Raw genomic sequence first — 25,025 nt, forward strand, 5'->3', positions numbered from 1 at the left:
GTCGAGCATCCCGCAGCTCGAGACCGTCGAACGGCTCATCCGGCGCGGGGTGTACACCGGTCCGCTGAACCTGACCTGGGTCGGGATCGGCGGCGGCTTCGACGGCCCGAACCCGTACAACATCATGAACTTCGTCCAGCGGGTCCCGGACGGTGCGTGCCTGACCCTCGAGACCCTGATGCGGTCGGTGTTGCCGGTCAACACGATAGCGATCGCGATGGGCCTGCACCCCCGCTGCGGCAACGAGGACACGATCTGGGGTCGCAAGGGCGAGAAGATGACGTCGGTCGCGCAGGTCGAGCAGTTGGTCCGGGTGGCCGGGGAACTCGGCCGGGAGGTGGCCACCGGTAAGGAGGCCCGCGACATCTACCGGATCGGTCAGACCTACGCCGATGCCGACGAGACCCTCGCCAAGCTCGGCTACGCCCCGAACCGCCGTCCCGGCCAGGTGGGCTTCACCCAGCACGCCTGAGTTCCCGCACCCGGGGGGATTTCGGTCACGACCGGGGAGGGAGCCGGATGCTCCAGGTGAGCACACCCGGCCCCTCCCCGCACCCCTTTTATCACTCCTGTCGGCCATAGGAGGCCCTCATGGGACTGCCCACCACCACCGCGGACGCGGTCGTCGAGACCACTGCACCCGCCCGGCGTTCCCGGATCTACCCCTGGATCGTCTTCGCGCTCACCTTCGGACTGCTGCTGTCGGACTACATGTCCCGGCAGGTTCTCAGCGCCGTCTTCCCGCTCCTCAAAACCGAATGGGCGCTGTCGGATTCACAGCTGGCGTCGCTCAGCAGCGTCGTCGCACTCATGGTCGGCCTGCTCACTCTCCCGCTGTCGCTGCTGGCCGACCGGTGGGGCCGGGTCAAGAGCCTGCTTCTCATGGCCGTCCTGTGGAGCGCCGCCACCCTGCTCTGTGCCCTCGCCACCAACTACGAGCAGATGCTCGGCGCCCGGTTCCTCGTCGGTGTCGGCGAAGCCGCCTACGGCAGTGTCGGAATCGCGGTGGTGCTCAGCGTGTTCGCCCCGCGTGTGCACTCCGCGCTCAGTGGCGCCTTCATGGGCGGCGGATCGTTCGGTTCCGTGATCGGTGTCGCCCTCGGCGGCGTCATCGCCGTCAACCTCGGCTGGCGCTGGTCGTTCGCCGCGATGGCCGTCTTCGGGCTCATCCTCGTCGCCCTGTTCCGCGCCCTGGTATCCGAGAAGAAACTGACGGACGCCGCCGTCGTCGAAGATCCCGCCGACACCCCCACCGGTTTCCGGGCCCCGCTCTCGAGCCTCTTCACCACGCCCGCCGTTCTGTTCGCGTACGTCGGTGGTGGCCTGCAGATGTTCACCGCGGGTGTCCTGCTGGCGTGGCTGCCGAGTTTCTTCAACCGGTCGTACGACCTCGCCCCCGACAAGGCCGGTGCGATGGCGTCGATCTTCGTCCTCGCCGTCGGCAGCGGCATGGTGGTGTGCGGCATCATCACCGACCGGGTCAGCAGGCACGATCCGTCAAAGAAGTGGACCACGGCCGTGGTGTACGGCGTGCTCTCGCTCGTGTTCCTCGGTGTCGGCTTCCAGTTGCCTTCCGGTTCCACCCAGCTGATCCTCATCGGCATCGGCGCCTTCTTCTCCGCCGGTTCGTCCGGGCCGATCGCCGCGATGGTCGCGAACCTCACCCACTCCTCGGTGCGTGCCTCGGCCTTCGGCACCCTCACACTCGCCAACAACCTCCTCGGACTGGCGCTCGGCCCGTTCGTGGTCGGACTGCTCGCCGACCGCTTCGGCCTCGTCACCGCCCTGCAGATCGCGCCCCTGATCTACGTCGTCGCGATCGTCGCCCTGATTCTCGGCAAGCGCGCCTACCCGGCCGGACGCCGCAAGCTCGCCGCCCTCACCGCCCACTCATAGGAAATTGGAGCCGACCGTGACCACCCCCACCGAACCGACCGTGGTGATCGTGCCCGGACTGCGCGATCACGTCGCCGACCACTGGCAGACGTTGCTCGCCGAGCGACTCGACAACGTGCGGACGGTGCCGCCGCTCGAGCGGGACAAGCTCAGTCTCGCCGCGCGGATCGACGCCCTCGACACCGTCCTCAACGACATCGACGGTCCGGTGGTGCTTGTCGCGCACAGCGCCGGCGTGGCGATCACGGTGCACTGGGCCCAGCAGGCGTCCCGACCCGTTCAGGGCGCCCTGCTGGCCACCCCACCGGACTTCGAGGAGCCGCTGCCCGCGGGCTACCCCGCACGCGGGGACCTCGACGCGAACGGCTGGAATCCGGTTCCCCGGCGCCGGCTCCCGTTCCCCAGCATCGTGGCGGCGAGCACCGACGACCCGCTGGCCCGGTTCCGGCGGGTCGCCGGAATGGCCGAATCGTGGGGCAGCAGGCTCGTCGACCTCGGCGCCGTCGGCCACCTCAACCCCGCCGCCGGTTACGGGTACTGGCCGTACGCCGAAGAACTGCTCCGCGAACTGATCAACTCGACCGCCGCCGCCGCCGCGTCGTTCGCGTAGCGCCACAACACTGTTCATCGACGAGAAAGTTCACCGTGCTCAACCTCTCCGTACTCCTCGAAGACTCGGCCCGCCGATTCCCCGACCGCGTCGCCCTGGTGCTCGGTGACCAGCGGATGACCTACGCCGACCTCGACGCCCAGTCGAACCGGGTCGCGAACCTGCTGGTGTCGGCGGGCATCGAACCCGGCGACAAGATCGCGTTGTCGTGCCCCAACATTCCGCAGTTCCCCGTCGTCTACTACGGCATCCTCAAGGCGGGCGCGGTGGTCGTGCCGCTCAACGTTCTGCTCAAGGATCGTGAGATCGCGTATCACCTCGACGATTCCGATGCCAAGGCCTACTTCTGCTTCGAGGGCACCCCCGAACTGCCGATGGGCGAGTACGGACTGTCCGGCTTCGCGCAGAGTCCGCGCTGCCGCGCCCTGTTCCGCATCACCACCGACCCGGCCGCCCCGGCCATGATCGACGGCGTCGGGACGCTCGCCGACGCCCTCGCGCGGCACGACAGCCACTTCGACGCCGTGGTCCGCGAACCCGGAGACACCGCCGTCATCCTGTACACGAGCGGCACCACCGGAAAACCCAAGGGCGCCGAACTGACTCACGCCAACATGGCGCTGAACGCGCTGACCGCCAACCGGCTGTTCGACAGCACTCCCGCGACCCACGACCGGTATCTGGTGACGCTGCCGTTGTTCCACTCGTTCGGCCAGACCGTCACTCTCAACGCCGGCATCTCGGTGGGAGCGACGCTCGTGCTGCTGCCCCGGTTCGAGGCCCGCGCCGCACTCGACCTCATCGAGCGGGAGGACATCACCGTCTTCGCCGGGGTGCCCACCATGTACTGGGGTCTGCTCGGTGCCCTCGACGAGCACCCGGTCGACATCGACCGCATCGCCCGGAACATGCGCCGCGCCATCTCCGGCGGCGCCGCGTTGCCGGTGGAGATCCTCACCCGGTTCGCCGACCGGTTCGGCGTGCAGATCCTCGAGGGCTACGGGCTGTCCGAGACGTCGCCGCTCGCGACGTTCAGCGATCCCGCTCTCGAACCCCGTCCCGGATCGATCGGCGTTCCCGTCTGGGGCATCCAGGCGCGTCTCGTCGACAAGGAGGGGAACACCGTCACCGGCACCGATCAGATCGGTGAGATCGCGCTGCGCGGCCACAACATCATGAAGGGCTATTACAACCGCCCCGACGCCACCGCGGAAGTGTTGCGCGACGGCTGGTTCCGCACCGGCGACCTCGCACGCGTCGACGAGGACGGCTTCTACTACATCGTCGACCGCGCCAAGGACCTCATCGTGCGCGGCGGTTTCAACGTCTACCCCCGCGAAATCGAGGATGTCCTCATCGGGCACGACGCCGTCTCCCTCACCGCCGTCGTCGGTGTCCCCGACGACAGCCACGGCGAGGAGGTCAAGGCGTACATCATCCTCGAGCCGGGCGCACAGATCACCGCAGGCGAGTTGATCGCCTGGTCCAAGCAGCAGATGGCGAGCTACAAATACCCGCGCAGCGTCGAATTCGTCGACTCCCTGCCGATGACCGCCACCGGCAAGATCCTCAAACGCGAACTCGGCAGGAGCCCCGCCGCATGAACACGACAGTTACCCAGGCGGCCCCCGACGAGCTGACCGCTCCCCTCGATCTCCTCCTCACCCGCGGAACCCGCGGCGTCGCCGCACGCATGCTCCCCGACAGTTCGTGGAGCCGGTTCGGCATCAGCCTCGCAGGCAGGCCCCGCACCGTCGCCCTGCGCGGCGGCGCCCTCGTCCGTGAACTCGGTGCGATCGTCGCCGGCACGTCCGACCGGGCTCCCGCGAAGGCCGACAAGCGTTTCGGCGACGCCGCGTGGCAGCACAATCCCGCCCTGCGGCGGGCCATGCAGGCGTATCTCGCCACGTCCCACACCGCCACTGCCCTGCTCGACGACGCCGACCTGGACTGGCGCGATCACGAACGGATGCGGTTCGTGATCGACAACCTCGTCGAAGGTCTGTCGCCGACCAACAATCCGCTCCTCAGCCCGCTCGGGTGGAAGGCGATGGTGGACACCGGCGGACTCAGTGCCGCACGCGGCGTCCGGGCCTTCCTCCGCGACATGCAGTCGAGTCCGCGGGTGCCTGCCATGGTCGAACCCGACGCGTTCGAGGTCGGTGAACACGTGGCGGCGACGAAGGGCGCCGTGGTGTTCCAGACCCGCACGTTCGAGCTGATCCACTATGCGCCGCAGACGGAGACGGTCCACTCGACGCCACTGCTGATCGTCCCGCCCGTCATCAACAAGTACTACATCCTCGACATCGCGCCGGGCCGCAGCCTGATCGAGCACCTCGTGCAGCAGGGACAGCAGGTCTTCGCGATCTCCTGGCGCAACCCCCACGCCCGGCACCGGGACTGGGGTGCCGACACGTACGGTGCCGCGATCCTGGAGGCGCTCGACGCGGTACAGTGCATCGCCGGAACCACGAGCGCCCACCTGCTCGGCACCTGCTCGGGCGGCATTCTCGCCTCGATGGTCGCCGCACACCTGACCGAGATCGGTGAGGGCGACCGCATCGCCGGTCTCACGCTGGCCGTGACCGTTCTCGATCAGACCCGCGCGGGAACGGCGTCGGCCATGATGAGCGAGCGGGCCGCTGCCGCGGCGATCCGCGACTCGGCCGCCAAGGGATACCTCGACGGCCGCACGCTCGCGGAGATGTTCGCGTGGTTGCGGCCCACCGATCTGGTCTGGCGGTACTGGGTCAACAATTACGTGCAGGGCCGGTCGCCCGCCGCATTCGACGTGCTGTTCTGGAACTCGGACACCACGCGCATGGCCGCGGCACTGCACCGCGACCTCGTCCTGCTCGGCCTCCGGAACGCGCTGACGACGCCGGGTGCCGCGACCATGCTCGGCACGCCCGTCGACCTCGGCACGGTGACCGCGGATTCGTACGTCGTCGGCGGGTCCGCCGACCACCTCTGCCCGTGGCAGTCCACGTACCGCAGTGCTCGCCTCCTCGGCAGCAAGGACGCCCGGTACGTGCTCTCGTCGAACGGGCACATCGCCTCACTCGTGAACCCACCGGGCAACCCGCGGGCGTCGTACCGGTTCGGCGAACCCGTCTCCGAGACCCCGGACGCGTGGCTGGCCACCGCGGAGACGGCGACGGACTCGTGGTGGACGGATTACGCGCACTGGCTCGCCGAACGCAGCGGACCCGACGTCGACGCACCGCACAGCCTCGGTGCCCGGCAGTACCCGCCGCTCGCCCCCGCCCCCGGCACCTACGTCCACCACTCCTGACCCGCTCGTCACCGACAGAGGAACACCATGACCCTGCATCTCACCCATCCCGCCGAACTCGTCGAGTCGGTCGGCCGGACCATCGGAACCACTGGCCCCTACAAGGTCCTGCAAGACCAGGTGAACCTGTTCGCGGAGGCGACCGGCGACTTCCAGTGGATCCACACCGATCCGGATCGCGCCGCCGCCGGGCCCTTCGGAGGCACCGTCGCACACGGCTACCTGACGCTGTCGCTGGCGCCGAGCATCCTCGCGGAGGCACTCACCGTCGACGGCGTGAACGCCGCCCTCAACTACGGGCTGAACAAGGTCCGGTTCCCGGCGCCGCTTCCCGTCGGCTCCGTCCTGCGCGCCACCGTGGACCTCACCGCAGCCGAACAGAAACCGGCCGGCGTCGAAGCTGTCTTCCGGCTGACGTACGAGATCGACGGCGGAACCCGTCCGGTGTGCGTCGCCGACGTGGTGGTGCTCTACACGTGACGGTGACCGAACTGTTCGGCAACCGCGACCGGTTCGAGGACAAGATCGTTCCGGTGTGCGGGCTGCGGATCCGGGTGCGGATCCGCACCGGCACCGGGGTGCCCCTGGTGCTGTGCAACGGCATCGGCGCCGGCCTGGAGGTGCTCGAACCGCTGGTCGCCGCGCTGGACCCGACCGCAACGATCATCCGTTTCGACGTCCCGGGCACCGGAGGTTCGCCCGCGTCCCCGGTTCCGTACGCAATCCCCGCCCTCGCCTGCGGTCTGAGCCGGTTACTCGACGAGATCGGAGTCGGCACCGTCGACGTCCTCGGGTTGTCGTGGGGCGGAGCGCTGGCCCAGCAGTTCGCCTTGCAACACCCGCGGCGGTGCCGGCGTCTCGTCCTCGTCGCCACCGGCACCGGCGCCCTCATGATTCCGGGTCATCCGCGCGTGCTCTCGAAGATGCTGACCCCGAAGCGGTTCACCGACCCCGCCTACGCGTCCGCCGTCGCCGGCGACCTGTACGGCGGCGCCGCCCGCCGCGCAGGCGGCGACGGCGACGTGGCGCGGATCTTCGGAAAGCAGCGGCAGGCCGGCTCCCGCGTCGGTTATCTCCACCAACTCCTCGCGGGCGCCCTGTGGACGAGCCTTCCCGTCCTGCCGCTCATCCGGCAGGCCACGCTCGTCGTCGCGGGAACCGACGACCCCATCATTCCCGTCCTCAACGCGCGCATCATGAACGCACTCCTGCCGCACGCGACGTTGCACATCCACCCCGGCGGGCACATCGACATCGTCACCGACGCATCGAAACTCGCACCGGTCGTCGCCGGGTTCCTCGCACAGCCGGAAACGGGTGAATCCACGTAGGGCGCCCCTTGCGCGTGGGAGACTCTGGTCTGGGGATCACCGCTCGGGCACCGCAGTGGCCGGTCGGCTCAGGAGGAGCCCGTGACCGAAGACCGAACCAACAGCTCGGGTACCAACCTGGAGGGGTCGCAGCGACTGCTCGCCCTCCTGCTGGCGATGGCGATGTTCGTGCTCGTCGTCGACACCTCACTGATGAACGTGTCGATCTCCGCCGTGGTCCGCGACCTCGACACGACCGTCAGCGGCGTCCAGGCGGCGATTGCACTCGAGGCACTCGTTTCGGCCGCGTTCATCCTGATCGGCGGCAAGGTCGGCGACCTGATCGGACGCAAACGGGCGTACGTGATCGGCCTGCTCGGGTATGCCGTGGGCGCGTCCGCGATGGCGCTCGCGCAGAACCTGACGGCGATCATCGTGTTCTGGGCAATCCTCGGCGGGATCGGCGCATCACTGCTGTTGCCCGCCATGCAGTCCCTGATCCACGGCAACTTCGCAGGCGCTGCGCAGAAGAAGGTCTACGCGCTGGTCGGCGCGGCGGCGGCGATCGCCGCCGCAGTCGGACCGCTCCTCGGAGGTTTCATCACCACCTATCTGTCGTGGCGCGTCGCCTTCGTGCTCGAGGTCGTGATCATCGCGATCGTGCTCTCCGGGATCCGACTCGTCCGCGACGTGCCGTACACCGGACCCCGGGGAATCGACACGGTGGGTGCGGCACTCTCCGTCCTCGGAATGGGCGGCATCGTGCTGGGAATCCTCGTATGGCAGGAAGGCGGCGAAGCGGTTGCCGCCCTACTGGTGGTGGGTGCGCTGGCGCTGGCCGGACTGGGGTTCTGGCTCGTGCAGCGCAAGCGTCATGGGAAACCGGCGCTGCTCGACCCCGAGCTGTTCCGCTCCACAGTGTTCCGACTGGGAATCTCACAGCAGATGCTCCAGCAGATAGCGTTGGGCGGCACAATGATCGCCCTGCCGATCTACCTCCAGATGGTGCTCGAGTACAACGCGATGCAGGCGGGACTGTCGCTCGCCCCACTCTCGCTCAGCATGTTCGGGATGGCGCTGCTGGCGGGCAAGAAGGCGGGAAATCGCAGTCCGAGCATCATCATCCGCTGGGGATTCGTCCTCGTCACGATCGGCGTCGCAATACTGATCCCGATCGTGCCGCGGGCCGAGTTCGGCTGGGCATTGCTGCTCCCGTTGGCGATCGCGGGCTCGGGGCTGGGGTTGCTGGTGTCCCAACTCAACAACTACACGCTCGCCCCGATCTCGGAGGAGCACATCAGCGAGGCCGCGGGCGCGAACTCTGCAGCGGGATCGTTCGGGCTGTCGTTCGGACTGGCCTTCGCCGGGGCCATCATGCTGGCGACACTGTCCATCACGTTCACCGCCATGACGCAATCGAGCACCGTCCTCCCGCCCGCCGACCAGCAGCACGTGGCGCAGGTACTCGAGGACGACGCCGAAGTCATGAGCAACACCCAACTCGAACAACTTCTCGTTGACCAGCCGCCCGAGATCCGAGACGAGGTGGTCCGCATCAACACCGACGCACGACCGCTCGCCCTCCAGGTGGCCCTGCTCGTGCCCCTCCTCGCCGGTCTCGCCGGACTGCTCAACTCGTTCCGCATGAGACGGGAATCCGACCCCGGAACTCCAGCGGGGTGACGGTCAGCCGTCCGCTCCCATCTCGGCGAGTACGGTCCGCAATCTCTCGTTGTCCGCCGGGGTCCAGCCGTCCGGGGGCAGGATCGCGCTCCACGCGTCGGCGATGTCGACGACGTACGAATGGCCGTGCCCGTCGGGGACGCCCGTCGACACCGCCATGTCCGCCGCAACCTGCAGGAACGTCACGAACGGGAACCATTGCGTGCTGTCCAGGACGTCGTACCCGCGGTCCTCCTTCAGCCAGTCGGGTTCGCTCACGAGCAGTTCCGGTGCCCACCAGACGATCGGGTCGGACGCGTGCTGCAGGTACACCATCCGTGGCTTCCCCCACGGGGTCTCGGGGCGGGGCAGATCCTCCGGCGCCCGCGCACCGAAGCGCACGGTCTCGCCGTCCTCGTAGATCGGAAGCCATTCGGGTGACCCGGGATCGCGGTTGGTCGTGACGTCTGTCCAGATCTTGTTCGCGTTCGGCGGTCCGGTGAACAGCACGCCGTCGGTGCGCGCCTCGATGTCGTCGACGCTGCCGAACGCACTCTCGCCGCCGAAGGAGCCCAGGCTCTCCCCCATCACGACGAGTTTCGGACGAGTCTCCGGTGGCAACTGCTTCCACTTGTCGTACACCGCGTCGAACTGCGCCTCCCCCGCCTGGCGGGCCCGCTCCTTGTCCACCAGGAACGACAGCCAGCTGGGGAGATACGAGTACTGCAGCCCGACGATCGCGGTGTCGCCGTTGTACATGTACTCGAGTGAAGAGGCGAGGCTTTCGTTGATCCATCCGGTGCCGGTGGTGGTCGCCACGCCGATCACCGCACGATCGAACCCACCGGCACGTTCGAGTTCGTCCGCTGCCAGTTCAGCGCTCTCCCGGATCGAATCGCCACCGCTGGCGAGCCCGGCATAGGACCGGATCGGCTCCAGCGCGGGCCGTCCACCGTTGAAGGCGGACAGTTCCTCGACGGTCGGGCCACGCGAGATGAAGGACCGGCCCTGCCGTCCCAGCGAATCCCACGTGACCAGCGATTCCGGTCCGCCCGAACGTAGCGGCGTCGTCGGCGGTTCGTCACCGGCCTTGGTCTCCTGGTTGACCGCGGCGAACGAATTGTTCAGACCGGTCATGATCGCGCGCACCGCCACCCCGTTGAGGAGTGCGAACAGCAGTGCCACCGCCAGCACGCCGATCACCGTCGCCGAGATCCGCCGCGGCACGACCCGGCTGATCTTGCGTTCGACCCACTTCACAGCCCGCAGCAGCAGCCGCGAGATCGCAACCAACAGGACGAAGATCAGCACCGCCACGATCACCGTCACGAGGTAGCCCGTCCACGGGAACGATGCGGCGCTCATGAGCGCCCGGAGCTCATCCTGCCAATTCGCGAACCACACCAGCATCACCGCGGTTCCCACGAGCCCGATCGCCAACGCCCCCCACCGAACCCAGGTCTTCACACGGTCCGGGGGCTCCCGCCGCACGAGATGGCGAACCAGAGCGGAACCCAGGAATCCGAGGGCATAGCCGACCGCCGCCGAGACACCGGTCACGAGTCCCTGGAAGAACGGGCCCCGCGGCAGCAGCGTCGGTGTCAGCGACAGCCACACGAACAGGACGGCGACGACCAAGCCCCCGAACGCATACCGGTCCGGCAGCCAGCGGCGGTGAGACGCGGGCGGTCGCGGCGATTCGGAATCGTCGGTCATCTCAACCTCTCGGTGACGGAGCGGACGCGACGATTCCTCGTTCCGCAGTTCGAGCAACGCCCTAGATGCTCTCCTCGTAGCCCGGGTGCCACGTCGCGACGGCCCAGATCACGAACACGTCGAGCAGAATGATGACGATCGACCACAGCGGGTAGTGCGGCAGCCACAGGAAATTCGCGAGTATCGACAGCGCGCAGATCACCATCGCGCCGACGCGGGCCCACGTCGCACCGGTGAACAGCATGACGCCGATGATCGCGACGATCACGCCGAGCACGATGTGGATCCACCCCCACGCCGTCGTGTCGAACTGGAAGGTGTATTCCGGCCCCGCCACGACCAGGTCATCCTTCCGCAGCGCCGAGATACCCGAGAGCACGTGCAGTATTCCGATAGTGAGCAGAACTATCGCTGCCACCATGGACGTGGCCGCTGCCACCCCCTGCTTGACCAACGATTGATCGGACATGGCCATCCCCTTCCCGGAGATGCGGTGGGATGCAGACATTGTCGCCGCAGTGTCGCGCAAGGTCAACATGTGCCCTGTACAGCATCTCGCTGACAGCGGGCATTCAGACGGAGGATACTTACATTCGCCAGTTCATTTCGTATGTTGACGAAAGAGGAACGGTCATGTCCGATGAATCGCTGGTCAAACAAGGTGTGGCAAAGGGAACCTCGATGGGCGGGGCGGTGCTCCTCGTCACCGTCGGCCTGCTCGAGTTCTTCCAGGGAATCTCGGCGATCGCCAAGGACGACGTCATCGTCGTGGGCGTCGAGTACACCTACAAATTCGACGTCACCGCGTGGGGATGGTTCCATCTCGTGTTCGGCGTGATCGTGGCCGCCGTCGGCATTGCGCTGTTCACCGGCGCGACCTGGGCCCGGGTCGGGGCCATGGTCCTCTGCGCCGTCTCGATCTTCGTCAATTTCCTGTGGCTGCCGTACTACCCCCTGTGGGCGATCACGATCATCGCGCTGAACGCGGTTGTGATCTGGGCGGTCGCCACCTGGAATCCCGAAACGGTCTGATCGACGATGGACGAGGCCACGGGCGCAGACTCACTCGGCAAGGACGAACGCGCCGAACTGCTCCGGTTACGCGAAGAAGTCGCAACCCTGCGAGGCCAGGCGGCAGGTGCCGCTGCCGGTGTTCCCGCCGAACCGGTATCCCGCCCCCCACGGCAGGGACTGCGCTGGACGGCCGTGACGATTCTGCTCGTGCTCGTTGCCGTCCTCGCGGTCGCGTCGGTGACCGCGCGCTTCACCCGGAGCCAGATCCTCGACACCGACCGGTACGTGAGCACGGTGGCGCCGCTGGGCTCGAATCCCGCACTGCAGGCAGATGTCACGAACCAGATCACCGACGAGATTTTCGCCCGAGTCGACGTCGAGGGCCTCACCACCCAAGCCCTGACCGCGCTGACCGACGTGTCGAATCTCTCGGCAAACGCACCCCGCCTCGATCAGGCAGTGATCGGCCTCGCACCCGTGCTCACCAGCCAGGCCAAGAACTTCGTCCACGACACGGTCAGCTCGCTCGTACGATCCCAGCAGTTCGAGGACCTGTGGATCCAGGCGAACCGAGCAGCGCACAACGCGCTCGTGGCGGTGATGACGGGAAACTACGGACTCAGCTCGGTGGAAGTCGACCAGAGTGGCACCGTCAGTATCTCCCTCGGTACCGTCATCGACCGGGTGAAGTCTGAACTCAGTGGACGCGGCTTCGCATTCGCCGACAAGATCCCCTCGGTGGACAAGCAATTCGTGCTGTTCCAGTCTCCCGAACTCGTGAAGGCACAGCGCGCCGTCAACGCACTCGACAAGGCCTCGGCGATCCTGCCGTGGCTGGGGATTGCCTGCGCCGCCGCCGCTGTCGCCGTCGCGCCCACCGGCCGGAGGCTCCGCGCCCTCGCCCTGGCGGGACTCGCGATCGCCCTCGGGATGCTCGCCCTCGCAATCGGCATTCTCGTCGGACGGGCCATCTACCTCGACAGCGTCCCACCCGACATCCTGTCGCCCGATGCGGCGACCGCCGTCATCGACACGGTGCTGGTACCGCTGCGGACGAGTCTGCGCGCGGTGGCCGTACTCGGCCTGGTGATCGCACTCGGCGCCTACCTCATCGGTGGCTCGTCCTCGGCAACCGCCGTACGTCGCGGCTACGGGCAGGCACTCGACTTCGTTCGGCGGTCCGGCAGCGGCCGGCCACCGAACGAGGTGGAGCGGTGGGCCTACCAGCTCCGCATTCCGTTGCGCTGCGCGGTGATCGGCATCGCCGCGGTGCTGCTGATGTTCTGGCGCTACCCCACCGGACTGGTCGTGCTGTGGATCGTCATCATCGGCCTGCTGGCGCTGGTTGCGATCGAGTTGCTCATCCGTCCGGCCCGCACATCCGCCGCGGCGACGGACACCATGCCAGTGTCTTCGCCTTGATCGTCTGGGTGACATCGGCACTCGGCGAACGCGGCTTCGCGTTCGCCGACTCGATCCCAATCTCCTGAACTGGTGAAGGGGCAGCGCGCCGTCAAAGCACTCGACAAGGTCTCGGCGCCTGCGTCACCGGCGCCTCGTCCTCGACGACCGCCGGGCGCCGCGACCCCGCACAGCCGCCGCGGCTTCGGGCAGCGCGGCGACGACGGACCCTATGCCAGCGTCTTCGCCTTGATCGACTGGGTGACATCGGCACTCGGCGAACGCGGCTTCGCGTTCGCCGAGTGCCGACACGATCCCAATCTGCTGAACGGGTGAAGGCGCAGCACGACGGACGCTACACCAGTGTCTTCGCCTTGATCGCCTGGAACTCGGCCTCGGTGATCGCCCCGGAATCGAGGAGCGCCTTGGCATCCGAGATCTCCTGAGCCGGAGACTTCCCTGCGACGTCCCGAATGTAGGTGTCCTGCGCGTGCTTGACCTGCTGGGCGGCGGCCATCGAGCGCTTCGCCATGCCGTCGCTGTTGACGATCAGGTAGATCAGCGCCGACAGGAACGGAACGAAGAACAGGAAGAAGATCCAGATCGCCTTCACCCAACCCGAAGTGTCGCGGTCCCGGAACAGATCGGTGATGATCGAGAACAGCACCGTCAGGTACGCCACGAAGGCGAAACAGACGAAGATGAACCAGAAAAACTCCCAGAAGCCTTCCATTTTCAGTGCTCCGTCCACTCGGTGTTGCCGTCAGGAGGCCAGAATTTTGGCCTTCTCCGTGTTGAATTCTTCCTCGGTGAGAACCCCCTGAGTGCGGAGTTCACCCAGTTGTTTCAGGGCAGCCATACGATCCATACCGCCGGCCGGCGGTGCGGGCTGCGCCACCGGCGGCGGCGGAGCCTGCTGCTGTTGCGGGGCAGGCTGGTTCGCCGACCACCGCGAACCTTGTCGTCGGGAGACCCGGTTGGAGACGGCGGTCGCGGTGCCCGCCACGACGGCGGTCCGGGCGATCCCGCGCAGAAGTCCTGGCATGATGTGCTCCTCAGCTCTCGATTCGGCGGCCTGTTCAGCTGGAGGCGTCGAGCGCGTCGAGCGCCGCCAGAATGCCCTGGACGGGGATGCGCCCGGACGCCACGAGCTGGGCCCCCTCGCGCCGCAGCGCGGAAGCGAACGGTGCGGCCCAACAATTCTCGTACACGAGAACCGCCCCGGCACACCCGGGCTCGAGCACGGCCGCAGCCTCCTCGAGGTCGGTGCGGTCGATCAGGCCCGACGCCGCTTCGGCGAAGAGCGTCACGTCCACACCGCCCTCGAAACCGAGGTCCTCGACCGCGATACCGGACAGCGCACCGTCGGCATCCTTTCGGACGAAGATCAGGTCGAGTACCCGGATGATGTTCCGATCGACGAGATCGATCAGGAGTGGGAGTGCCGATCCGTCGGGTTTCCGGTCTGCAGGGAACTCCACGACGAGATAGTCGATGGGCCCGAGCACATCTAGATCGTTGTCGTTCACCGCAGGACCTCTTTTCTGAAGACAGCAGCGGCAGCCACACGGGCCTCCGCTCAGTATCCACGAGCGAGTGCGGCACCGCTAGAGAACAAAGTCACCCGATTCCGCCGTCTCGCGGGCCGCGAGATCGCGGCGGGCCGCCTTCTCGACGAGGAGGGGAATGAAGTCGCGAACCCTGCTCTCCGCCAGTCGCTTGTGAACAGTGCGCACGATGAGTTCGACGTCGACCGACGAGACCGACGGGTATCGAGCGATCAGGCGCGCGATGACCTTTTCGACTTGAAGTAGTTCGTCGTCCCCGGTCATCGAATAATCGTCATCCCGGTGGACGGCCACCGTCAAGACACGAAACGGCCTCTCGAGCAACACGGTTCGGTGCCGAGTCGCCGAATTCGGCAATCCTGGAATGAATCCAATTTCCGACTGCGTCCGGAAATATCGTTTCACGACTGCGCCGGGGGTGGAACGGCGGACAATGGGGGTACCGGGCCGCCGGCTCGTGATAGAGAACTCGCGGTAGAGAAAGGGACTGTCATGTCCGAGACATCATCGGTCAAGCAGGGCGTCGCGGCAGGCACCTCGATCGGGGCAGCCATCATCCTCGTCACGGTCGGCATCATCCAGTTCTTCCAGGGGGTCGCCGCGGTCGCCGAGAACGAAGTCTTCGTCGTCGGTATCGAATACGTCTACAAGCTGGACCTCACGACGTGGGGATGGATTCACATCGTGCTGGGCATCGTGATCCTGGGAGTCGGCCTCGCACTGTTCACCGGAGCGGGATGGGCGCGGGTGTCCGCGATCATCGTCGCCGCGATCTCGATCCTCGCCAACTTCCTGTGGCTGCCGTACTACCCGTGGTGGTCGCTGCTCATCATCGCGCTCGACGTCGTCGTCATCTGGGCCGTGTCGACCTGGAAGCCGGATCGGGTCTGATCACCCGGCAGAGCGGGAGAAACCGTGGGAAAGAAGAGCAAGGACCGGGCCGGGGCCGAGCTGTCCCGGCCCGACGGGGCCGAGCCCACCGCACCGATGAAGAACAAGGAGTACCGCCACCTGCTCCGGCCGTTGCACGGCGAACTCGTCGCCCTGCAGGAGTGGGTGAAATCCACGGGCGCACGGATCTGCATCGTCTTCGAAGGTCGCGACACCGCGGGGAAGGGCGGCGTCATCAAGGCGATCACCGAACGGGTGAGTCCGCGCGTGTTCCGCGTCGTCGCCCTGCCCGCCCCGAACGAACGCGAGCAGTCGCAGATGTACGTGCAGCGGTACCTGCCCCATCTCCCGGCGGCCGGGGAGGTCGTCGTCTTCGACCGCAGTTGGTACAACCGCGCCGGGGTCGAACGGGTAATGGGCTTCTGCACGGAAGAGGAGGCACAGCACTTCCTCCAACTGATCCCGACGGTCGAGCGTGCGATCGTCGACTCGGGGGTCATCCTGCTCAAGTACTGGCTGGAAGTGAGCCAGGAGCAGCAGACCATGCGCCTGCAGAGCCGCATCGACGACCCCCGGAAGATCTGGAAACTCTCGGACCTCGACCTGAAGTCGTACAGCCGCTGGTACGACTACTCGCGAGCGCGCGACGAGATGTTCCACCTCACCGACACCGGCTGGGCGCCGTGGTACGTCGCGGTCAACGACGACAAGAAACGCGGCAGGCTCAACATCATCAGCCACCTGCTGAGCCAGATCCCCTACGAGCCGCTGGAACGCCCCGACATCACCCTGCCCGATCGGCAGAGCCCGCACGGCTATGCGGAGCCGAGACAGCCACTGCACTGGATCCCCACCCCGTACTGAGGATCCAAGCCGGAAAGGACGAGCGGTCATGGTCTCGACGGAATCCGCGCAGACGCACACGCCCTGGTACGCCCAGGACGCCGATGCCGTCGTCGCCGCGACATCGTCCGATCGGCAATCGGGCCTGACGGCCGGAGAGGCGGACGAGCGGCGCCGACGCCACGGTCCCAACGAGATCGCCTCGGAGCCGGGCCCGTCCGCGTGGGCGATCGCGCTGGCGCAGCTGAGGGATCTGATGAACCTGATGCTGGTCGCGGTGGCGATCGTCAGCGTCGTCATCGGCGAGGTCCCGACCGCGATCATCGTCGCGGCACTCGTCGTGCTCAACGTCGTGCTGGGCACGCGGCAGGAACTGAAGGCGCGCGCCAGTGTCGACGCGCTCGCGAAGATGCAGACACCGCAGGTGCGGGTGACGCGGGACGGGACGCTCCTGCAACTCGCCGCCACAGTCCTTGTGCCGGGCGACATCGTGCAACTCGAGGCCGGTGACGTCGTCCCCGCCGACGGCCGACTGCTCACGTCGGCGACCCTCGAGACCCAGGAGGCGGCGCTGACGGGTGAGAGCGCACCTGTCCCGAAGGACACCCGGACTCTCGGCGCCGACGACGTCCCCCTCGGCGACCGCAGCAACATGGTCTTCCAGAACACCTCGGTCACCCGGGGCACCGCCACCATGGTGGTCACCGAAACCGGCATGAACACCCAGATGGGCCAGATCGCGTCGATGCTGTCGGCCGTCGCTCCGAGCAAGTCTCCGCTTCAGCGCGAACTGAATTCGCTCACCAAAGTGCTCGGCATCATCGCGTGGACGGCGGTCGCGCTCATCGTGATTCTCGGTGTGATCCGCGGGCAGAGCCTGACGACGGTGCTGCTGCTGGGCATCTCCATGGGAGTGTCCGCGATCCCGACGGGTCTGCCCACGTTCGTGCAGGCGATGCTGGCCTTCGGGGCCCGCCAGCTGGCCGAGGCGAAAGCGGTCGTGAAGAACCTCACCGACGTCGAGACGCTCGGTGCCACCAGTGCGATCAACTCGGACAAGACCGGCACGCTGACGATGAACCAGATGACCGTCCGGTCGCTGTACTTCCACGGCCGGTGGTACACCGTCGACGGCGAGGGATACAGCAAGACTGGCCGGATCACCCAGGCCGCGGGCGAGGCCGCCCCCGACTTCACCCTGCTTGCGTACGGGCTGTGCCTCGACAGCGACGCCACCGTCTCCGATACCGGCGACATCGTCGGCGATCCGACCGAGGCCGCGCTCGTCGTGCTCGCGGCCAAGATCGGCGTCGACGCTCCGCTCACCCGGCGCACGTATCCCCGCCTCGCGGAAGTGCCGTTCGACTCCGCGTACAAGTTCATGGCGACGTTCCACCACCTCCAGGTCGACGGCAGCACCGAATTCGTCGAACTCGTCAAGGGTGGGCCCGACGTGGTCCTCGCCCGCTGCAGCACCGCCTACCTTCCGGGCAGGCGGGCGGTCCCACTAGAGGAGGTCCGGGAGGAACTGACCGCGGCGAACCGGGAGTTGTCCGAGAAAGGTCTGCGCGTGCTGGCGTTCGCCGCCCGCCGACTCGACGGGCAGGAGGACGCCGCGGCGGCCGACCCCATGTCGTTCGTCGAAGACCTCACGTTCGTCGGAATGGTCGGCATCATCGACCCGCTGCGACCGGAGGCGATCGACGCCGTGCGCACCGCCCACGCCGCGGGCATCGAGGTCCGCATGATCACCGGCGACCACGCGATCACCGCGTCGGCGATCGGCGCGGAACTCGGCCTCGGCCCCGGCGCGATCGGCGGTCCCGAACTGCAGGCCATGACGGACGAGGACCTCACCGCGGCCCTCCCACGCCTGCACGTGTTCGGCCGTGTCACCCCACAGGACAAGCTCCGTCTCGCCGACATCATGCAGCGGAGCGGCGCGGTCGTGGCGATGACCGGCGACGCCGTCAACGACGCGGCCGCACTGAAGAAGGCCGACATCGGCGTCGCCATGGGTTCGGGCAGCGAGGTGACGAAACAGGCGGGCAAGATGGTGCTCACCGACGACAACTTCGGAACCCTCATCACCGCGATCCGGCTGGGCCGCAACATCTACGAAAAGATCGTGTCGTACATCCGGTACCAGATGTCGAAACTGTTCTCGCTGGTTCTGCTGTTCCTCGTGGCGAGCATCTTCGACATCAACGACGGGGTCGCGCTCACCCCGCTCATGGTGTTGTTCCAGCACTTCTTCATCACGCTGTTCCCCGTCGCGGTCATCATGCTCGACCCGGCGCCGCCGGACCTGATGAACAAGCCACCCCGCGACCCGCACACGCCGATCGCCAACCGGACGGCGTTCGGGCAGTGGCTGGCGTACGGCGTCCTGCAGTTCGCCGTCACCCTCGCTGCGATGCTGCTCGCACCGGGCGACATGAGCACGACCGAGGCGAGCGTTCCGATGACGACGGCATTCGTGGTGCTGTCGCTCGGGTCGATCCTTGCCGGACTCGTCATGCGGCGCGACCCGGAATCCGGCCTCACCCCACCGGTCCTCGGCGCACTGAAGATCCTGTCCGTCCCGGTCGTCGTCACCGTGTTCGCGGTCGAGATCGGCTTCCTCCAGGACCTCCTCATGACCACGTCGCTGACCGGTGGGCAGTGGCTCGCCTGCCTCGGCTGGTCTCTGATCATCCCGGTGGTGGTGGAGGCGGAGAAAGCTCTGCGCCGCAGGCGGCACGCGCGTCCGATCACTCCGATCTCCGCGGCAGCCGCGGTCGACCCGCAACGCGCGCGCTGAGGCCGGCACCATGTCCTGGACAGGCAGCCTCGCGCAGTTGCCCGGCATCGTGACGGCACGGGCGTACCGCCGCGAGTGGCTGCGACCCGACATCACCGCCGGACTCGTCCTCACCGCACTGCTCATCCCCGCCGGGATGGGATACGCGGAGGCCGCCGGGTTGCCCGCCTACGCCGGGCTGTACGCCACGATCGTCCCGCTCCTCGCGTACGCGCTGGTGGGGCCGTCGAAAATCCTTGTCCTCGGACCGGATTCGTCGCTCGCCCCACTCATCGCCGCAGCCGTCCTGCCCCTCGCCGTCACCGACGATCCGGAGAGCGCCCTGGCCCTCGCAGGCATCCTCGGCGTCCTCATGGGCCTCATCCTCCTCGTCGGCGGGTTCCTGCATCTCGGCTTCGTGACCGAACTGCTGTCGAAGCCCATCCGGCTCGGGTACCTGAATGCGATCGCGTTGATCGTCGTCGTCGGCCAGCTACCCAAACTGCTCGGGTTCGACGTCGACGCGTCCGGACTCATCGGGGAGATCGGCGGGATCGGAAAGGCGGTATTCGGGGGCGACATCGACCCCGTCGCCGCCGCGGTGGGTCTCGGCTCCCTCGCCGTCATCGTGGCGTTCCGCATCTGGATTCCGCGCATACCGGGCGTCCTGGTCGCGGTGGTCGGGGCGATGATCCTGTCGGCCGCGCTCGGCCTCACCGACGACATCGGGATGGTCGGCGCCCTCCCCGCGGGCCTGCCGCTGCCGTCGTTCGGCGGCGTCGACTGGGGCGACGTCGGACAACTCGTCGGTCCCGCGGCCGGAATCGCCCTGATCGCGTTCGCCGACACGGGCGTGCTCTCGCGCACGTTCGCCGCCCGGCGCGGCGAAGACGTGAACGGCAGCACCGAGATGAAGGCCGTCGGCGTCGCCAACATCGCCGGCGGGCTGTTCGGCGGCTTCCCCATTTCGGCCAGCGGGTCCCGCACCCCGGTCGCCGAACAGAGCGGCGCCCGTACCCAATTGGCGTGTGTCGTCGGCGCCGTCGCGGTGCTGGTCTTCGTCCTCGTCGCCCCCGGTGTCACCGCCTACCTCCCCGACGCCACGCTCGGCGCCGTGGTGATCGTCGCGGCCACAGCGCTGGTGGACGTGGACGGCATGGTCCGGATGTGGCGGATGAGCAGCGTCGAATTCGGGCTCGCCATCGCAGCGTTCCTCGGGGTGGCCCTGGTCGGTGTGCTGCAAGGCATCCTCGTCGCAATCGGCCTTTCCTTCGTCGCCGTGGTCGCGCAGGCCTGGCAGCCGTACCGCACCGAACTCGTCCGGACGGCGGACCGGCCGGGCTTCCACGACGTGGAACGCCACCCCGACGGACTCCGCATCCCCGGACTCGTGCTGGTGCGCTTCGACGCCCCCCTGTTCTTCGCGAACGGTGAGATCTTCGACGAATACGTGCGGTCGGTGGTGGCGGAGGCACCGACCCCGGTCGAGTGGGTCGTCGTCGCCGCCGAGCCGATCACCGGACTCGACACCACCGCCGTCGACGAACTCGTCGACCTCGATACCTACCTCGAGGGCAAGGGAATCCACCTGGTGTTCGCGGAGATGAAGGGCCCGATCAAGGATCGGCTCATCCGGTTCGGGGTGGGCGACAGATTCGACGCCACGCACTTCTACCCGACCCTCGAGTCCGCGGTTGAGGCGTTCCGCGACCGCGCCGGAAGGGCCGGGGATCCGGCCGAGGACTGACCCGCTCAGACCGCCTGGCCCCGAAACGTTCTGCGATACGCCGACGGCGGAACCCCCAGCACCGCACCCATGTGCTGCCGCAGGGACGTACCGGTTCCGAACCCGACCTCACGGGCGATGACGTCGACGGACAGGTCGGTGGTCTCGAGGAGTTGGCGCGCACGGTCGATCCGGCGGGTGGTCAGCCAGCGGTTCGGGGTGGTGCCGACCTCCTCGCCGAACCGCCGGGTGAACGTGCGGACGCTCATGTTCGCGTGCGCCGCCAACCGGTTCAGCGCGAGCGGTTCGCCGAGGCGGTGCAGCGCCCACTCGCGGGTCGCCGCGGTCGACTCCGACGTGGTCTCCGGAATCGGCCGCTCGATGTACTGGGCCTGACCGCCGTCGCGCCACGGGGGGACGACGCATCGGCGGGCCACCCGGTTGGCGACGTCGGACCCGTGGTCGCGGCGCACGATGTGCAGGCAGAGGTCCAGTCCGGCGGCCACGCCCGCCGAGGTGAGGATGTGGCCCTCGTCGACGAACAGCACGTCGGGGTCGACCCGGACCTGCGGATACGTGCGCTGGAAGTGCTCGGTGTTGCGCCAGTGGGTGGTGGCGCGCAGGCCGTCGAGCAGCCCCGCCGCGGCGAGGATGTAGGACCCGGTGCAGATCGAGACGTACCGCGTGCCGGGCCGCACGAACGCGAGGGCCCGCTCGAGGTCGGCGGGCAGACGGCCCTCGTCGTACGCCGGGCCGAGTTCTAAGGACGCGGGGATCACGACCGTGTCGGCCTCGGCCAGCAACTCGGGCCCGTGGTCGACGGACACCGAGAAGTCGGCGTCCGAGCGCACCGGCCGTCCGTCGGCCGTGCACGTCTGCACGTCGTACAGCAGATTGTCGTCGGCGTCGTGCGCCCGTCCGAAGACCCGCGACGGGATGCCGAGTTCGAACGGGATCACACCGTTCAGGGCGAGGACGACCACACGATGACGCACAACCATGGCCAGATTCTTTCACATGTTGTCATTCCGGCAACTGTTCCGGCGCGGCGCCGTCCCGCAGACTTACCGTCGTGACGTCCGACATCGCGCCCCCGGCACCTCCCGCCCAGACGGCCCCGCCCCGCCTGCAGTACGCCTGGCTCGTGGCGGCCGTCGCGTTCCTCGCCCTCGTGGGAGCCGCCAGCTTCCGGGCGGCGCCCTCGATCCTGATCGACCCCCTGCACCAGGACTTCGGCTGGTCGCGGGCCAGCATCTCGTCCGCCGTGTCGATCAACCTGGTGCTCTACGGGCTGACGTCGCCGTTCGCGGCGGCCCTCATGGAACGCTTCGGCATGCGCCGGGTGGTCACCGCGGCGCTGGTCCTGGTGTCCGCGGGCAGCGGGCTGACCGTCTTCATGACCGCCACCTGGCAACTCGTACTGCTGTGGGGCGTGCTCGTCGGGCTCGGCACCGGTTCGATGGCGCTCGCCTTCGTCGCCACCGTCGTCGACCGCTGGTTCGTCGCCCGCCGCGGCCTCGTCACCGGCATCCTCACCGCGGGCAGCGCCGCCGGACAACTGGTGTTCCTGCCGATTCTCGCGATGGTCGCCGAGCGCTACAACTGGCAGACCGTGGCGCTGACGGTGTCGTTCGCCGCGCTCGCCGTCGTGCCGCTGGTGCTCGTGTTCCTGCGCAACCGGCCGTCGGACGTCGGGACGGTCCCGTACGGCGCCGGGCCCGACTACGTCGCGGAACCACCCGCCCCGACCGGTCGCGGCGGCGCCGCGGGCCGGGCCGTGACGGTACTGCTGTCGGCGGCGCGGACCCGGGTTTTCTGGTTGCTGGCCGGCACGTTCGCCATCTGCGGGGCGAGCACCAACGGACTCGTCGGCACCCACTTCGTGCCGGCCGCGCACGACCACGGCATGCCGGTGACGGCGGCGGCGACCCTGCTGGCGGTCATCGGGATCTTCGACGTGATCGGCACCATCGCGTCGGGCTGGTTCACCGACCGGTTCGACTCACGCAAGCTCCTCGGCATCTACTACGTGCTGCGCGGGATCTCGCTGATGCTGCTGCCGATCCTGTTCGCGAACACCGTGCACCCGCCGATGATCGCGTTCGTCATCTTCTACGGCCTCGACTGGGTGGCGACCGTCCCCCCGACCGTCGCGCTGTGCCGCAAACACTTCGGCGGCGACGCCCCCATCGTGTTCGGCTGGGTGCTGGCGTCCCACCAGATCGGTGCCGGCCTCGTGGCGTTCCTCGCGGGACTGGTGCGCGACCAGTTCGGCGGCTACGACGCCGCGTTCTACGTCGCGGGCGGGCTGTGCGCGATCGCGGCCGTGATGTCTCTCGCGATCGTCGCGAAACCCCGCAGGGTGGCGTCCGGGGTCGCCTGACCCGCGCCGAAACCACTCCCCGGAGCGGCCCCGGTTCCTAAGATCGGTACATGGCAGCTCAGCGCGCATCGGACGAAGTCATTGACCGCTCCAAGATCGAGAATCGGGCTCCGTCGGTAGCCGCACTGTTCGTGGACCGGGTGGCCCACTCGCCCGGTCGCGAGGCGTTCCGATACGTCGACCCGGACGACCCGACCATGTGGGCCAGCGTCACGTGGTCGGAGGCGGGCGACCGGGTGCGCAACCTCGCGGCCGGTCTCATCGTGCTCGGCGTGCAGGCCGAGCAACGGGTGGCGCTGGCGTCCGCCACCCGCTACGAATGGGTGCTCGCCGACCTGGCCGTGATGTGCGCAGGCGCGGCCACCACCACCGTGTATCCCACCAGCACGGCCGCCGACGTCGCCTACATCGTCGCCAACTCCGGCAGCCGCATCGTCTTCGCCGAGGACGACGCGCAACTCGCCAAGCTGCGTGAGAACCGCAGCGAACTCGGCGACGTCGAGAAGGTCGTCCTCATCGACGGCACCCCCGGCGACGACGACTGGGTGATCACATTCGACCAACTGCACGACCTCGGCGAAGAACTGCTCGCCGAGACACCCGACGCCGTGCACGACCGGATCGAGGCCATCGACCCCGACGACCTCGCCACCCTGATCTACACGTCCGGCACCACCGGCAAGCCGAAGGGTGTGCGACTGTCGCACTCGGCGTGGACGTACGAGGCCGCCGCGATCGACGCCACCGGCATCCTCGACGCCGACGACCTGCAATACCTCTGGCTCCCGCTGTCCCACGTGTTCGGGAAGGTCCTGCTCACGCTGCCGCTGCAGATCGGTTTCGCGACGGCGGTCGACGGTCGCGTCGACAAGATCGTCGAGAACCTCGCGGTCGTCCAGCCCACGTTCATGGGCGCCGCCCCCCGCATCTTCGAGAAGGCGTACGCACGGATCGTCTCCACCGTCCGCGACGAGGGCGGGCCGAAGGAGAAGATCTTCGACTGGGCCATCGGCGTCGGGCTGCGGGTGTCGAAGGCGAAGCAGGCCGGCAAGGGTCCGTCGCTGCTCGACTCGCTGCAGCACGCCGTCGCGGATCGGCTGGTGTACAGCACGATTCGCGAACGCTTCGGCGGCCGCCTGAAGTTCTTCATCTCCGGCTCTGCGGCACTCAATCGTGATGTCGCGCAATGGTTCGACGCCGTCGGGATCGTCGTCCTCGAAGGGTACGGACTGTCCGAGACCAGTGCCGCCTCGTTCGTCAACCGCCCGTCGGCGTACCAGTTCGGCACCGTCGGCTGGCCCATCCCGGGCACCGAGACCCGGATCGCCGACGACGGCGAAATCCTCATCAAGGGTCCGGGCGTCATGAGCGGCTACCACGAGAACCCCGAAGCCACAGCCGAAGCGCTCACCGACGACGGCTGGTTCCACACCGGCGACATCGGCGAACTCGACGACAAGGGCTACCTGCGGATCACCGACCGCAAGAAGGACATGTTCAAGACGTCCAACGGCAAATACGTCGCACCCTCCGCGCTGGCGGCCACGTTCAAGGGCATCTGCCCCTACGTCGGTGAACTCATCGTCGACGGCGAAGGGAAGTCGTACTGCGTCGCCCTGATCTCCCTCGACGCCGAATCGATCGAAGAATGGGCGAAGAACAACAACCTGGGCGGCAAATCTCTCGCCGAGATCGCCAACGCCCAGGAGACCCGCAACCTGATCGGCGGCTACGTCGAGGAACTCAACGCCGGACTGAACCGCTGGGAGCAGATCAAGAAGTTCCGCATCCTCGAACGGGAACTCACCGTCGAGAACGGCGAGATCACCCCGAGCATGAAACTCAAACGCAAGGTCGTGATGACCAACTTCTCCGGCGAACTGGAAAATCTCTACACCTGAGTTGACCCTCACGCGACGTAAGGC

At 67.7% G+C, this 25,025-nt stretch carries 24 protein-coding genes; 17 read left to right on the plus strand and 7 right to left on the minus strand.

The window, feature by feature from the left end; all coding sequences use genetic code 11:
• From CA951_RS39460 to CA951_RS39495, 8 genes are all read left to right on the plus strand, one after another.
• A partial coding sequence (locus CA951_RS39460; RefSeq protein WP_143543179.1) for a 3-keto-5-aminohexanoate cleavage protein occupies positions 1-472 on the plus strand: 472 nt, incomplete at its 5' end.
• A 119-nt stretch (positions 473-591) separates the two neighbouring features.
• Complete coding sequence (locus CA951_RS39465) at positions 592-1,896, plus strand: MFS transporter (RefSeq protein WP_087562036.1); 1,305 nt, start codon at positions 592-594, stop codon at positions 1,894-1,896.
• 16 nt (positions 1,897-1,912) lie between these two features.
• Positions 1,913-2,506, plus strand: coding sequence for an alpha/beta hydrolase (locus CA951_RS39470; protein ID WP_087562037.1), 594 nt, complete (start codon positions 1,913-1,915; stop codon positions 2,504-2,506).
• Positions 2,507-2,541: 35 nt separating this feature from the next.
• Entirely contained in the window at positions 2,542-4,110 is a 1,569-nt protein-coding gene (locus CA951_RS39475) for a long-chain fatty acid--CoA ligase (protein ID WP_087562038.1), read from the plus strand.
• A complete protein-coding gene (locus CA951_RS39480) occupies positions 4,107-5,804 on the plus strand; it encodes an alpha/beta hydrolase (protein WP_087562039.1) in 1,698 nt (565 codons plus the stop codon). Before CA951_RS39475 ends, CA951_RS39480 begins: the two co-directional genes overlap by 4 nt.
• 27 nt (positions 5,805-5,831) lie before the next feature.
• Positions 5,832-6,284, plus strand: a complete 453-nt coding sequence (locus CA951_RS39485; protein WP_087562040.1) for a MaoC family dehydratase — start codon at positions 5,832-5,834, stop codon at positions 6,282-6,284.
• On the plus strand, positions 6,281-7,135 hold the full coding sequence (gene phaZ, locus CA951_RS39490; protein WP_087562041.1) for a poly(3-hydroxyalkanoate) depolymerase: 855 nt from the start codon (positions 6,281-6,283) through the stop codon (positions 7,133-7,135). The genes CA951_RS39485 and phaZ overlap by 4 nt, the downstream gene beginning before the upstream one ends.
• 81 nt (positions 7,136-7,216) lie before the next feature.
• Positions 7,217-8,797 carry an MFS transporter gene (locus CA951_RS39495; protein WP_256974277.1) on the plus strand — a complete coding sequence of 527 codons (1,581 nt, stop codon included), beginning with the start codon at positions 7,217-7,219 and terminating at the stop codon, positions 8,795-8,797.
• A gap of 3 nt (positions 8,798-8,800) precedes the next feature.
• On the opposite strand, the gene CA951_RS39500 is transcribed toward CA951_RS39495, so the two are convergent.
• The gene (locus tag CA951_RS39500; protein WP_087562068.1) at positions 8,801-10,492 is read right to left on the minus strand and encodes an alpha/beta-hydrolase family protein; all 1,692 of its coding nucleotides are present in this window, start codon (positions 10,490-10,492) and stop codon (positions 8,801-8,803) included.
• Between the two features lie 61 nt (positions 10,493-10,553).
• Positions 10,554-10,961 (minus strand): hypothetical protein, encoded by a 408-nt coding sequence (locus CA951_RS39505; RefSeq protein WP_087562069.1) that lies wholly within the window; start codon positions 10,959-10,961, stop codon positions 10,554-10,556.
• Between the two features lie 164 nt (positions 10,962-11,125).
• Here CA951_RS39505 and CA951_RS39510 point away from each other — a divergent pair, with 164 nt between their 5' ends.
• The 3 genes from CA951_RS39510 to CA951_RS39520 all read left to right on the plus strand — a co-directional run bounded on the left by CA951_RS39510 (position 11,126) and on the right by CA951_RS39520 (position 13,243).
• Complete coding sequence (locus CA951_RS39510) at positions 11,126-11,524, plus strand: hypothetical protein (RefSeq protein WP_087562042.1); 399 nt, start codon at positions 11,126-11,128, stop codon at positions 11,522-11,524.
• A 6-nt stretch (positions 11,525-11,530) separates the two neighbouring features.
• On the plus strand, positions 11,531-12,928 hold the full coding sequence (locus CA951_RS39515) for a hypothetical protein (RefSeq protein WP_087562043.1): 1,398 nt from the start codon (positions 11,531-11,533) through the stop codon (positions 12,926-12,928).
• A gap of 72 nt (positions 12,929-13,000) precedes the next feature.
• Positions 13,001-13,243 carry a hypothetical protein gene (locus CA951_RS39520; RefSeq protein ID WP_087562044.1) on the plus strand — a complete coding sequence of 81 codons (243 nt, stop codon included), beginning with the start codon at positions 13,001-13,003 and terminating at the stop codon, positions 13,241-13,243.
• Between the two features lie 19 nt (positions 13,244-13,262).
• On the opposite strand, the gene CA951_RS39525 is transcribed toward CA951_RS39520, so the two are convergent.
• The 4 genes from CA951_RS39525 to CA951_RS39540 form a co-directional block, all read right to left on the minus strand.
• Positions 13,263-13,640, minus strand: a complete 378-nt coding sequence (locus CA951_RS39525; protein ID WP_087562045.1) for an SHOCT domain-containing protein — start codon at positions 13,638-13,640, stop codon at positions 13,263-13,265.
• Between the two features lie 30 nt (positions 13,641-13,670).
• Positions 13,671-13,952, minus strand: coding sequence for an SHOCT domain-containing protein (locus CA951_RS39530; protein WP_087562046.1), 282 nt, complete (start codon positions 13,950-13,952; stop codon positions 13,671-13,673).
• A gap of 34 nt (positions 13,953-13,986) precedes the next feature.
• On the minus strand, positions 13,987-14,436 hold the full coding sequence (locus CA951_RS39535; protein WP_087562047.1) for a DUF6325 family protein: 450 nt from the start codon (positions 14,434-14,436) through the stop codon (positions 13,987-13,989).
• Between the two features lie 78 nt (positions 14,437-14,514).
• On the minus strand, positions 14,515-14,739 hold the full coding sequence (locus CA951_RS39540; RefSeq protein WP_087562070.1) for a three-helix bundle dimerization domain-containing protein: 225 nt from the start codon (positions 14,737-14,739) through the stop codon (positions 14,515-14,517).
• Positions 14,740-14,967: 228 nt separating this feature from the next.
• On the opposite strand from CA951_RS39540, the gene CA951_RS39545 reads away from it, so the two are divergent.
• The 4 genes from CA951_RS39545 to CA951_RS39560 are packed head-to-tail and all read left to right on the plus strand — an operon-like array spanning position 14,968 to position 20,738.
• Positions 14,968-15,366 (plus strand): hypothetical protein, encoded by a 399-nt coding sequence (locus CA951_RS39545; protein WP_087562048.1) that lies wholly within the window; start codon positions 14,968-14,970, stop codon positions 15,364-15,366.
• Between the two features lie 24 nt (positions 15,367-15,390).
• Positions 15,391-16,230 (plus strand): polyphosphate kinase 2, encoded by an 840-nt coding sequence (gene ppk2 / locus CA951_RS39550; protein ID WP_087562049.1) that lies wholly within the window; start codon positions 15,391-15,393, stop codon positions 16,228-16,230.
• 28 nt (positions 16,231-16,258) lie between these two features.
• Positions 16,259-19,012: a cation-translocating P-type ATPase gene (locus tag CA951_RS39555; protein WP_087562050.1), complete on the plus strand. Its 2,754-nt coding sequence runs from the start codon at positions 16,259-16,261 to the stop codon at positions 19,010-19,012.
• A 10-nt stretch (positions 19,013-19,022) separates the two neighbouring features.
• Positions 19,023-20,738, plus strand: coding sequence for a SulP family inorganic anion transporter (locus CA951_RS39560; protein WP_087562051.1), 1,716 nt, complete (start codon positions 19,023-19,025; stop codon positions 20,736-20,738).
• Positions 20,739-20,743: 5 nt separating this feature from the next.
• Here the strand turns inward: CA951_RS39560 and CA951_RS39565 are convergent, their stop codons facing one another.
• A complete protein-coding gene (locus CA951_RS39565; RefSeq protein ID WP_087562052.1) occupies positions 20,744-21,718 on the minus strand; it encodes a GlxA family transcriptional regulator in 975 nt (324 codons plus the stop codon).
• Between the two features lie 71 nt (positions 21,719-21,789).
• Here CA951_RS39565 and CA951_RS39570 point away from each other — a divergent pair, with 71 nt between their 5' ends.
• Positions 21,790-23,100: an MFS transporter gene (locus tag CA951_RS39570; protein WP_087562053.1), complete on the plus strand. Its 1,311-nt coding sequence runs from the start codon at positions 21,790-21,792 to the stop codon at positions 23,098-23,100.
• A gap of 50 nt (positions 23,101-23,150) precedes the next feature.
• Positions 23,151-25,001 (plus strand): long-chain fatty acid--CoA ligase, encoded by a 1,851-nt coding sequence (locus tag CA951_RS39575; RefSeq protein WP_087562054.1) that lies wholly within the window; start codon positions 23,151-23,153, stop codon positions 24,999-25,001.
• Positions 25,002-25,025 lie beyond the last annotated feature (24 nt).

The organism is Rhodococcus sp. NCIMB 12038 (assembly GCF_002165735.1).
Taxonomy (GTDB): Bacteria; Actinomycetota; Actinomycetes; order Mycobacteriales; family Mycobacteriaceae; genus Rhodococcus_F.